The organism is Paenibacillus sp. Marseille-P2973, from assembly GCF_018101095.1.
In the GTDB taxonomy this organism is placed as follows: Bacteria; Bacillota; Bacilli; order Paenibacillales; family Paenibacillaceae; genus Fontibacillus; species Fontibacillus vini.
Genome location: NZ_JAGQEH010000001.1, coordinates 147398 through 159471 on the forward strand (window position 1 = coordinate 147398; position 12074 = coordinate 159471).

Consider the following 12074-nt stretch of genomic DNA (forward strand, 5'->3'; position numbering starts at 1 on the left):
TGTAATTGATAATTATGAACGAGACAAGTGGCCCGCCATCTGTTTCGATTTCTCGTAAACATAATTTGTTAAAGCGACATTCATTTCATAGAACATAAATGGTGTCATTAAATAAATCCCGTTAAAATGCTCCATCGCGGTATCGAGCAATTCCTTGGCGATTTCTACGCCCATAGCTCGCCCTTCCGGACCCTGCAAACCTTCCATCCGCTTGCGTACCTCGTCCGAAAGCTGAATGCCGGGCACCTCATTATGAAGATATTCCGCATTTTTGCCGCTCGCCAGAGGCATGATGCCGATGAAAATCGGAATATCCAAATGAGCCGTCGCCTTTTTGATCGCTACGATAAGCTCGGGGTCATACACAGGCTGAGTCATAATATAATCGGCGCCGGAGGCGATTTTCTTCTCCAGCCGTTCCACCGCTTTATGCAGATGCTTCACGTTCGGATTGAACGCCGCGCCCACGACGAACTTCGCCTTTTGCTTGAGCGGCTTGCCCGAGAAGGCCACGCCCTCGTTCAACTGTTTGATCATACGGATGATCTCAAAAGATGTCGTGTCATACACCGAGCTAGCGCCCGGCAAATCTCCGAACCGTGCCGGATCCCCCGTTACCGCAAGAACATGATCGATGCCGAGTGCATCAAACCCCATCATATGCGATTGGGTCCCGATGAGGTTGCGGTCGCGGCAGGCGATATGAATGAGCGGACGCAGACCCAGCTGGAGCTGAACCAAATGGCCGAGCGCCATATTGCTCATCCGTGTAACGGCAAGCGAATTATCCGCCAGCGTCAGCGCGTCCACGCCGGCTTCTTTAAGCGCGGCGGCCCCTTCCATGAATTTGCCGATATCCAGGTCCCGCGGAGGATCCAGCTCCACGATTACCGTATGACGCTCTTTCACGAGCTCCGTAATAGGTGGATTGGAATTTAGCCCCTGATGGGAAGTCGTATCTGCTGCGTTGCCGGAGGCGGTACTTGGACCGGAATTGGAGCCAGATAGAACAACCGATTCCCTTGGTTTCGGCAAAGGCTTGCCTTCCTGGAGCGGCTTCGCCCGGTAGCCTTTCAATGCTTGCGCCGTAGCCGCAATATGCTCCGGCGTCGTTCCGCAGCAGCCCCCGATCAGGCGGACGCCCAGATCAGCGAAAGAGCGGGCGCTTTCCCCAAAATATTCGGGAGTTGCTCCATATACATATTCTCCATCCACATAGTCCGCCAAACCCGCATTAGGGAAGACGGAGAGCGGAACATTCAGCGGACCGTCCAGTCCGGACATTACGCTCATAATGCCCTTCGGGCCGGAATGGCAATTGAAACCAAGCACATCGGCGCCTTCATTTTGCAAAATAGCGAACGCTTCGGAGATCTCATAACCGTCCAGCGTACGTCCGACCTGATCGACGGCGAATTGGCAGATGGTCGGAATATCGGACAGTTGCCGGGCCCGTCCCAGCGCCAGCCGCATTTCGCTCAAATCATAGAACGTTTCAAACAGGAGCGCATCCACACCCTCAGCCAATAAGACTGCAATCTGTTGCTCGTAATACTGGTTCAATTCCTGATCGGTCACACTTACGCGTCTTCCGCCGCGGATCGAACCGACCGCACCAGCCACGTAAGCGTCCTCACCCGCAGCTTGTCTGGCGATGCGGACAGCGGCCCGATTGATCTCTTCCACTTGTGCTTCCAATCCGAATTTGGACAACTTATAATAATTGGCGGAAAAACTGTTCGTTTCTATCAATTCTGCTCCGGCATCTATATATTGCCGATGTACGTCGCCAATCACCTCAGGTTGCAGCAAATTCAGTTCTTCGTAAGCGATCCCTACAGGAAAACCGAATTTGTACATATATGTGCCCATCGCTCCGTCTCCAACCAGCACCCCGTCTTCCCATCTCTTTCGCAAATCAAGTCTCATTGTCCGTACCTCCAGAGGCTTATAATAATATTAAAAAGAGCCGTGTAAGCCCATTCTGTTCATAATTTCATTCTAATGTATCATAAATCAACCTGAATGATAAGAATTGATCGCAAATTTGGATTACTTCACGTTCGGCGTGCGGCGGGGCTGCAGTTGGTTAATTTTTGATTCGGTTGTTTTCTCATAGCCCGCTTAATCCCTCGATTTTACTTTCTACGGGTTCTACCGGACATGGAGGTCGCTAATCCCCCGATTTTGCACGCTCTCCCGAGCTAATGGACATGGGAGATGTTAATCCCTCCAATTCGTACACTTTCTAACTGACATGAGGACGCCAAAGCCACCAATTCGAACACTTTTCAGCTGACATGAGGTCGCCAAACTTACCAATTCAAACGCTCTCCAGCTGACAAGAAGTCGCCAGATCCACCAATTTCTCCACTTTTCAGTGCTAACGGACATAGAGGACCTTAAATCCCCCAGTTTGCGCATTTTCCCGATCTAACGGACACAGCGGACCTTAAATCTAGTGAACAGGCTGTAATTTGAGGATTTAGCCCCGATTAACGGCTCTCATGTCCGTTAGATTTGAAAAACAGCGTGTAAGGTCAGTTTAAAGGCTCCTATGTCCGTTAGAGTTCATTCGTCAGTCATTGGTCATCATAAATCTGTAGTTAGGATCCAGCAGCTATCAACTATCGCTCATCGATCATTACTCATCACTTACTAGTCATTGGTCATCATCAATCAGCAATCATCTGTCAGCATTTAGCAACTCTCAACTCTCGACCATCAATCACGACTCATGAATCATTACTCATCAATCTTTACTCACTACTCATCAGTCATTGGCCATCACCTGTCAGCAACCACCAGCCATCATCTATAATCCATCATCTATAATCCATCATCTATAATCCATCATCTATAACCCATCATCACTCACCATATTCAATCAGCCACCGTCAAAACAAAACCGGACACCCCCTCGGCTGCCCGGCTCTTACTTAAATATCAATACTTCCTTCAAATACCGCTTCCGCCGGCCCGGTCATATACACGTGATTATCCTGCGCGTTCCATTCGATAAAGAGGTCCCCGCCCTTTAATCCGATCCAGGCGGCGCGGTCCGTTAGCCCGTTCAGCACCGACGAGACCAGGGTCGCGCACGCCCCGGTACCGCAGGCAAGCGTCGGCCCCGCGCCCCGTTCCCATACGCGCATCTCCACACGGTCCCGGGAGGTGACGGTAGCGAACTCCACATTGATTTTCCGCGGAAAATAAGGATGTACCTCCAGCTTCGGCCCCCAAGTATCAAGCTCAAAATTAGGAGCGTCCTCTACATAAATGATACAATGCGGATTTCCCATCGATACTGCTGTAAAGTCGAACTTCCGGCCGGCCGTTTCAATCGGCTGCGCCAGCACGGGGCTGCCCTCCAGCACCGTAGGAACCGATAGGCCTTCGAGAATGGGCTCACCCATATCGACCCGGACTTGCTGGACCGTTCCCTGTTCTACCTGAAGAACTACCTGCTGTACACCGGCTCCGAGCGTTTCGATCGTGATCCGTTCCTTATCCGTATACCCTTGGTCAAACACGTATTTGGACACGCAGCGGATCGCGTTCCCGCACTGCTCGGCTTCCGTGCCGTCCGAATTAATAATCCGCATCCTAAAATCAGCTTTGTCCGAAGGCAGAATAAACACCAATCCGTCCGCGCCGATTCCAAAATACCGGTTGCACCACTGTATCGCCAGCTCAGAAACATTCTCCGGCAGTTCTTGCTGCCCGTAAAAAACGAGAAAATCATTTCCAAGGCCATGCATTTTCGTAAATTCCATCATACCTTCCACCCCTTAAAAGGCTTTGCCCGCCTCATATCCTATCGGATCAACAGGCAAAGCTTGCTTATTGGGGTAAGTCTAACTTTCAGCGGGGCGGAATGGTATTGATTCTATGCACGAATATTTGTACTTTTCGCGGTGACCATCGGACGCGGCCCGTTGTATTTGCGGCGGCGTTTGCCGGACCATACGCTGCCCGCACCCATCAGGAAGGTCGGAATACCGGCGGCTACCAGGGAAATCGCCCATTCGCGGGTGCCGAGCGGCACGGTCTTGAAGATCGGCTGCAACGCCTCAATATACATAACTCCGAGGAGCAGCAGGACGGATGACAGCACAGCCACGACGAGATAGCGATTTTGCAAAATATTACGGTGGAAAATCGAGCGGGAGCTGCGGCAGTCGAACACATGGATCAATTGCGCCATGACCAGCGTGGCGAAGGCGACCGATTGCGCCAATGCCAGTTGTGCCGGATCGTCCGGAGCAATCCTTAAAGTCACCCAGAACGCGCCCAGAGTACACAGCCCGATCAACAACCCGCGGCTGAGAATTTTCCAGCCGAGCCGTCTGGCAAATATATTCTCGTTAGCCCCTCTAGGCTTGTGCTCCATCAAATCCTTCTCGGGCTGATCCACCCCGAGCGCCATCGCAGGCAATCCGTCCGTGACGAGATTGACCCATAATATTTGAATCGGGAGAAGAGGCAGAGGCAAGCCCGCCAGCATGGCGAACAGCATCGTTAAGATCTCACCGACATTGGAGGCCAGCAAATAACGAATAAATTTTCGTATGTTCTCGTAAATATTTCTGCCCTCTTCAATCGCCGCTACAATCGAAGAGAAATTGTCATCGCTGAGAATAAGCGAGGAAGCTTCCTTGGATACGTCCGTTCCCGTGATGCCCATAGCGATGCCGATGTCCGCAGCCTTGATTGCCGGCGCGTCATTAACCCCATCGCCCGTCATCGCCACGACATGTCCTTTGCGTTGAAGCGATTTGACGATCCGGAGCTTATGCTCCGGGGAAACCCTGGAATAAACATAAGTTTGATCCACCTGGCGATCCAGTTCCTCGTCACTGAGTAAAGCCAGCTCCCTGCCGGACATGGATGCTCCTCCGCGAGGCAGGATGCCGAGATCGTTCGCAATCGCCTCTGCGGTCAGTCGGTGGTCGCCGGTAATCATCACTGTCTTGATGCCCGCCCGGCGGCAAACCGCAATCGCATCCCGCGCTTCGCGGCGAGGCGGATCGATCATCCCGGCCAGACCGACAAAGATGAGCTGCGATTCCATGCATTCCTCGTTATCCAAGTTCTCATGCGGTTTTACATCCCGATAGGCAAGCCCCAGAACGCGCAGCGCACCGCGCGCCATCTCTTCGTTTTCCGCTTGCACTCTGCCCCGCAGCGTCCCCGTAAACGGTACGACTTTGCCTTCCCATAAAATGTACGAACATTTATCGAGCAGCATATCGGGAGCGCCCTTTACAAGCGCCATTTTCCCGCCTTGGTGAGCAACGACGACCGACATCATTTTCCGCTGGGAATCAAACGGAAACTCCTGCTGACGCTGGTATGACGCGCTTAATGATTCCGGGGAAAGCCCCATTTTCGAAGACAGAACGACTAGTGCTCCTTCCGTAGGATCCCCCTTGAGCTTCCACTGGGTTACAGGACCTTCTTCCTTCGCCTTCCTACGTCCGCGCACATCCGGATCCGCTTCGAAAATGACCGCGTTCGAGCACAGAGCGCTGACTTGCAGGAGACGGCGGAGACTTTGATCCTTCTTCAGGTCGACAGGATGTGAATTTTCCATAATATGTCCGACGGGTTCATAGCCTTCCCCGGTGACTTCCATGGAACGGCCCTCTACCCAAACTCTAGTGACCGTCATTTTGTTCTGCGTCAGCGTACCCGTTTTATCCGAGCAAATGACGGAGGCGCAGCCCAGCGTTTCAACGGAAGGCAGCTTGCGGACGATCGCCTTGCGTTTGATCATTCGCTGTACACCCAAAGCCAGCGCGATCGTGACGATGGCGGGAAGCCCTTCCGGAATGGCCGCTACGGCCAAGCTTACACCTGCAAGGAACATCGCTCCGGCCGGTTGGCCGTGCATGATTCCGACAAGCACCACCATAATCGTCAGACCGAGAGCCAGGTAGATCAAAATTTTCCCGAGCTGCTCCAGCCTTCTTTGCAGTGGAGTCTCTTGGCTGTCGGTGCTTTGGATCAAATCGGCGATTTTGCCCATTTCGGTGTCCATGCCCGTACGGATAACAATGCCCCGTCCGCTGCCGCGCGTAATCATCGTGCCCATGAACCCGATGTTCTTCTGATCGCCCAGCGGAACTTCAGCTTCACTGAGCGTTCCCGCGTGCTTGCCAACCGGGTGCGACTCCCCTGTCAGCGCCGACTCTTCCACGTCAAGACTGTGCGTAACCAGCCAGCGGATATCCGCCGGAATCCGGTCTCCACTCTCCAATGCCACGATATCGCCCGGTACCAGATCCCTCGCCGGGATATGCCTAACTGTCCCGTCCCGCAGCGCATTCGCATGCGGAGCGGACAATTCCTTAAGAGCGCGAAGGGAGCGCTCGGCCCGGAATTCCTGAATGAAGCCGAGTACGCCGTTCAAGACGATGATGGCTATAATAGTAACGGCGTCCAGGTATTCGCCAAGAATGCCGGAGATTAATGTGGCGCCCATCAAAACGAGCATCATAAAATCTTTAAACTGGTTCAAAAACAGCAGCCACGGGGAAATCCGCTGCCCCTCCGACAGCTCGTTCCATCCGTACTCCTCATGTCTTCGAGCCGCTTCTTCCTGGGTCAGGCCCTGTTCACGCTTGACGCCGAACCGCTCCAGAAGCTCTTCCCCACTCCACTGGTGCCAGTTTTTTTGTTCCATCCTCCCAATTCCCCTCCCGTATTTTGTGCGATATACAGCGCGAAGGCTTTTCCACCTAGGGTAAATGTATTCCGGCCAGTCCCAAATTATCACAGCGGGGCACTTAAGTTTTTGCCTGAAGTTATGTATCATAAGAGAGAGCATGAATCCTCTATACGAGAATAGACAGGAGATTATCACTTTATGGCACTTGATGGAATCGTAACTCGCTCGATAGTTCATGAACTGCAAGCGGTCGTTGGCGGCCGCATCAATAAAATACATCAGCCTTCCCCTAACGACATCATCATCCAGCTGCGTTCCGCAGGCGGAACACGGCGGTTATTGTTGTCCGCGAATCCTACGTATCCGCGCGTTCAGCTGACGGAGCAATCTTTTCCGAATCCGATGGAAGCCCCCATGTTCTGTATGCTGCTTCGCAAGCATTGCGAAGGCGGGGTCATCGAGGCGATTACCCAGGTCGGGATGGAGCGGATCATTCATTTCGACGTGCGCCAGCGCGATGAACTGGGCGACGTTTCACAGAAACGGCTTGTCGTGGAATTGATGGGCCGTCACAGCAATATCATCCTGCTTGATCCCGCAACCGGGACGCAGCTCGACGGTATTCATCATGTCACACCGGCCATCAGCGGCTATCGCGTCGTTATGCCGGGCTTCTCATACACGGAGCCGCCGCAGCAGCATAAGCTGGATCCGCTGAGCACGAACAAAGAGAACTTTCTCTCCGCCTGGAAAACAGCCAAGGAAGAAAATCAAGGTCCGGGCTGGCTGGTCGGCACATTCAGCGGCCTCAGTCCGCTGATTGCGGAAGAAGTCCATTTCCGCGCTTACGGCCATTTGGCCGGGCAGCAGCAGGATCAGAATGAAGAGCCAAGCCCGGATGAGAGTCCGGAGCAGCTCTGGGCCGCTTTTGAGGCATTGATGAAGGATGTTCGGGAGAACCGGTATTCCCCCGTTACCGGGGAGAATGCCAAAGGAAAGAGCGTATTTTCCGCCGTCCGGCTGACGCTAATTCGTGGAGAAGTACAGACCTATGACTCCATCAGCGAATGTATGGAAGATTATTTCGGAGAGAAAGCCCTTCGGGATACGGTCAAACAGAAGACCAGCGACCTGCTGCGTTTCCTGCAAAATGAACGGAATAAGAACATCAAGAAGATGTCCAATCTTGAGAAGGACCTGTCGGAAGCGGAAGACGCGGAGCGCTACCGGATTTGGGGCGAGCTCATGCTGCCCTCCTTGCACAGCATCTCCAAGGGAGACCGGAGCGTCGATCTGGTCAATTATTATGACGAGGATCAGAAGACGGAGACGATCCCGCTCGATCCGCTGCTCACCCCGTCGGAGAACGCTCAGCGTTATTTTAAAAAATACAACAAGTTTAAAAACAGCTTGGCCGTCATTGACGAGCAAATGGGAAAAACGCGCGAGGAAATCACCTATTTGGAAGGATTGCTTCAGCAGTTGGCCTATGCCACGCTAAGCGATGTCGATGAGATTCGGGAGGAACTGATCCAGCAAGGCTATTTGCGGGACAGAGCAAAGAAGGGCAAAAAGAAGAAAAAGAACGACCGTCCTACTCTGCACGTCTATACGTCTTCGGAAGGCATCGAAATCTGTGTCGGCAAAAACAATCTTCAAAACGAGTACGTGACCAATCGGTTGGCAGGTTCTAACGATACTTGGCTGCATACGAAGGATATTCCGGGATCCCATGTAGTGATCCGCAGCTCCGACTTCGGCGATCCTACCCTGAACGAAGCATCCCAGCTCGCCGCGTATTTCAGCCAGGCCAAAGAGTCCAGCAGCGTACCGGTGGACTGCACTTTGATCCGCTATGTCCGCAAACCGAGCGGGGCCAAACCCGGCTTCGTAATTTACGACCATCAGCGCACATTATTCGTGACGCCGGATGAGAAGCTGATCAAAGGTCTGCCCCATACCGTGAAAAACGCCTGAGTCATCGAAAAAGCGCCCTTATTGGGCGCTTTTGTTTGTTGATCCGGCAGGATCACTTATTTTATTCCCGCGGCTTCTTTCAAAAGCCCGACGCATTTATCCGAAACATGGCGGCTGCCGAGATCGCCGTGAAATACGACGCCCTGTCGGACGCCATGGTAATCCGATCCTCCGGTCGGTATCAATCCGTAACGCTCGGCGAGCAGCAAATACCGTTCCACATCCTCCGGTCCGTGATCGGAATGATACACCTCCACGCCCGCTGGCCGTCCGCGCTCCAGGATCGCACTCACGAGATCATCATCCCCGTACAGTCCCGGATGAGCGAGCACGGGAACTCCACCCGCATCGCGAATCCAATCTATCGCTTCCTCGGGCGCGATCCGGGGAAGCGAGGCATATCCCGGCTTGCCTTCGCCCAAGTAGCGGTCAAAAGCATCCCGCAGATCGGCAGCATACCCTTTGCGTACCAGCGCATCCGCAATATGCGGTCGGCCAAGGCTTTCGTCATCCCGCAGCGTCCGGTCGAGCCCGGCAAGGACCTCGTCCAGTGTAATTTCAAGCCCAAGATCTTGAAGCTTCCGGATAATCAGTTCGTTCCTTGCGTCCCGCGTCGCCCGGAGCCCTTCCAATCTCTCCAGGAGCACCGAATTGTTGAAATTCAGGAAGTACCCGAGCACATGGATATCCTTACCGCCCGCCCTGGTACTGATCTCAACTCCGGGTACAACGATAACCCCTTGCTTCTCGCCCTCTTCCATAGCTTCCTGAAGCCCGGCCACCGTGTCATGATCGGTAATGGCAAGGCCGGTCAAGCCCTTTTCCTTGGCGAGCCTAACGTTCTCGGCAGGGCTGTTCATCCCGTCGGATGCCCGGGTATGGGTATGTAGATCATATCGCTCGTTTTGATTATGTTCTCCATTCATGGAATCCGCGCCTCCTAATTAAAAAGATTTTTGATGAGCCTTCAAAAAGGTCAGAAACGTCACCGCCGAAACCGGCAATAGCGTGGATTTTAAATGAATCGAGTAAAATTTCCGTTTGAATTCCGCGTCCTCGATGTCAACCACCTTAAGCAAACCTAACGCCTGTTCGTGTTTAACCGATGACGGCGAGATGATCGTAATGCCGAGGCCGGCCTCAACCGCCGACTTTACGGCTCCGGTGCTGCCAAGCTCCATTACCGTTTCCAGCCGCTCCGGCTTGATTCCCTGGCGTTCCAGCTCCGCTTCCATCACTTGTCTCGTTCCCGACCCCTTCTCCCGGAGTACGAACGGATAAGCCACGACCTCATGAAGCTTGACCCGCTCTTTGCCGGACAAAGGATGCCCGGATGGAACAATTAGCTTCAACTCATCCTCCATCACCGGCTCGGAAACCATATCGGGGTGATGCACCGGGGCCTCGACCAGACCAAAGTTGAGCTGGTGACTGACGATATCTTCTATAATTTGCGTCGTATTCATTACTTTTAAGGCAATCGAGATATGGGGATGCTTTTTTCCAAACGGACCTAATAACCGGGGAAGCACATACTCCCCAATCGTCAGACTGGCTCCCAACTGAAGCCTGCCCTCCAGCATGGACGTAAAACGGGACATCGTTTTTTCGGTCTCCCGCATCAGCTCCATGCTTCGCCGTGCGAACGGAAACAGCGTCTGCCCCGCTTCCGTGAGTTCAATTTTTTTGGTGGATCTGACCAGCAGCTTGCTGCCGAAATAATCTTCCAGCGCCTGAATCTGCATCGTCACCGCGGGTTGTGTCATATGAAGCGCCTGTGCGGCTGCCGAAAAGCTTCCCCGCTCCGCGACCGTATAAAAAATATGAAGCTGGTGGTAATTTAACGCCATGGTTAGCCACTCCTTCTCTCTTAACAATATCATGACGGAAAGCGCAAAAAAAGCATGCTCCCCCGGGAACATGCCTTTGCATTAGATATTATCGCCTTTTGCGACTGTTCTTCATCAATGTCATGCGCCGCGAATGACGAAGCCAGGAATAGTAAGACTTCAGGTCCCGCAGTTCGATCGTTTCCGACATTCGGCCCAAAAACGTAACGATAATCATACGGTGCACCGGATTTCCATTGACGTCAAATTCACCCGGAATTTCTGAAAACTCCGCCACCATAACAAGATCGTCGTCCACAAGGTAGACGTCTTCTTCTTTTCGGTAATAAGGCTCGATTCTCCCTTGCTTCAAACAGTCCCATGCCCATCGGGCTATGTAATCCACACCGGCGCTGCTCCGGTCAATCCGGTCCTGATACCGCAGCCTGGCATGATGAGTTATGACGATATCAGCGACTCTCTTATCCCCTAGTAGAACATGAAACGCTTCATAGGTTTTCCATCGCTCCGTAACCTTGTCTCTCATGCCAACACCTCGCATTCAAATAGGTCTTTATAACTAAGTATATTTACCTACTATACTACAACATTACCTTCAATTCGACAATAAAATTTCCCGCTTGCTAAGACTAAATTAAGAAAGACGCCTAACGGCGTCTTAGGGGGCCAAACTTCTATTTATAGTGCGCGGGGAAGGACGGATAATATTAAAAAAAGCGGCCGGTTGGCCGCTGAATCATGTAAGGTGATGCAATTAGGTTAGAGACCTAGAGACCGTAATATTGGGTCTTGTCTTCCGTATCCTTGCTGTATTCCGTTTTGATTTCATTGCGGTAGGAACGTTCGATTTTACGAACATAAGGAAGCTTTCTCACATTCTTCATCGTCTCTTCCGCCCGCTCGGCGTTCACATACATCACAACATAATGCATTCGGCGGGATAAATAATGCACGCTCCCGTATTTGTCCAAATTTCTTGCGGCCTTCAAATCGCTGACCCAAATGATATAGCCTGTACGCTCCGGAAACATGTTTTTCCCCTCCACTGCTGATGATTCAATATCCTTCTTGCTTTTAACCGCAGCCACAGCTTCCGCCGCTGCCGCATCCCCCGCCTTTTGGATTCGGATCGTTGCTCGGCACTTTAATGCTCTCCGAAACGGCATAAGCGATCGTTTCCGACATTTGATGCAGGAGATCGTCCAATTCTTTCTCCGCAGCCTTGAACCGGCGCACGGCCTCGAATTGCTCCAACTCGATCTCGACCTCGGTCACCTTATCCTTGGCCTCATGATAGTTGGGATGAAAATGGCCGAAACGCTGAGTTTCCTCGAAAAGCTCCTTCTTCGACGCCAACTTCTTGACGAGGACCTGAACATCGGCATCCTCCTCCACCTGGCGCTTCCAATATAAATACTCGGAAACGGCGGCGGACTGATTTATCATATCGCCTAATTCATAGGCGTTTGTAAGCAGCTCGGCCATGTCGACCGTGTTGATCTCCGTTACGCTCATGAATCTTCAACTCGATTCTATTCAAAGTATTCCACCCGAAAGTAGACGAATTCATCATA

The 12074-nt window shown here is 52.4% G+C and carries 9 protein-coding genes; 1 reads left to right on the forward strand and 8 read right to left on the reverse strand.

Features of this window, described 5'->3' with window-relative positions; all coding sequences use genetic code 11:
• Positions 1-12: 12 nt before the first annotated feature.
• From KB559_RS00725 to KB559_RS00735, 3 genes are all read right to left on the reverse strand, one after another.
• Positions 13-1929: a bifunctional homocysteine S-methyltransferase/methylenetetrahydrofolate reductase gene (locus KB559_RS00725; RefSeq protein ID WP_211019681.1), complete on the reverse strand. Its 1917-nt coding sequence runs from the start codon at positions 1927-1929 to the stop codon at positions 13-15.
• Between the two features lie 1010 nt (positions 1930-2939).
• On the reverse strand, positions 2940-3776 hold the full coding sequence (gene dapF / locus KB559_RS00730) for a diaminopimelate epimerase (RefSeq protein WP_211019682.1): 837 nt from the start codon (positions 3774-3776) through the stop codon (positions 2940-2942).
• Between the two features lie 113 nt (positions 3777-3889).
• Positions 3890-6688 (reverse strand): calcium-translocating P-type ATPase, SERCA-type, encoded by a 2799-nt coding sequence (locus tag KB559_RS00735; protein ID WP_211019683.1) that lies wholly within the window; start codon positions 6686-6688, stop codon positions 3890-3892.
• Positions 6689-6871: 183 nt separating this feature from the next.
• Between KB559_RS00735 and KB559_RS00740 the strand changes: the two genes are divergently transcribed.
• Positions 6872-8650, forward strand: a complete 1779-nt coding sequence (locus tag KB559_RS00740; RefSeq protein ID WP_211019684.1) for an Rqc2 family fibronectin-binding protein — start codon at positions 6872-6874, stop codon at positions 8648-8650.
• 56 nt (positions 8651-8706) lie between these two features.
• Here KB559_RS00740 and KB559_RS00745 read toward each other — a convergent pair whose 3' ends face one another.
• From KB559_RS00745 to KB559_RS00765, 5 genes are all read right to left on the reverse strand, one after another.
• Complete coding sequence (locus KB559_RS00745) at positions 8707-9576, reverse strand: PHP domain-containing protein (protein ID WP_211019685.1); 870 nt, start codon at positions 9574-9576, stop codon at positions 8707-8709.
• An 18-nt stretch (positions 9577-9594) separates the two neighbouring features.
• Entirely contained in the window at positions 9595-10500 is a 906-nt protein-coding gene (locus KB559_RS00750; RefSeq protein WP_211020196.1) for a selenium metabolism-associated LysR family transcriptional regulator, read from the reverse strand.
• Positions 10501-10588: 88 nt separating this feature from the next.
• Entirely contained in the window at positions 10589-11026 is a 438-nt protein-coding gene (locus tag KB559_RS00755) for a hypothetical protein (protein WP_211019686.1), read from the reverse strand.
• 241 nt (positions 11027-11267) lie between these two features.
• Complete coding sequence (locus KB559_RS00760) at positions 11268-11531, reverse strand: YlbG family protein (RefSeq protein WP_211019687.1); 264 nt, start codon at positions 11529-11531, stop codon at positions 11268-11270.
• A gap of 43 nt (positions 11532-11574) precedes the next feature.
• Positions 11575-12015, reverse strand: a complete 441-nt coding sequence (locus tag KB559_RS00765; protein ID WP_211019688.1) for a YlbF/YmcA family competence regulator — start codon at positions 12013-12015, stop codon at positions 11575-11577.
• Positions 12016-12074: the final 59 nt, after the last annotated feature.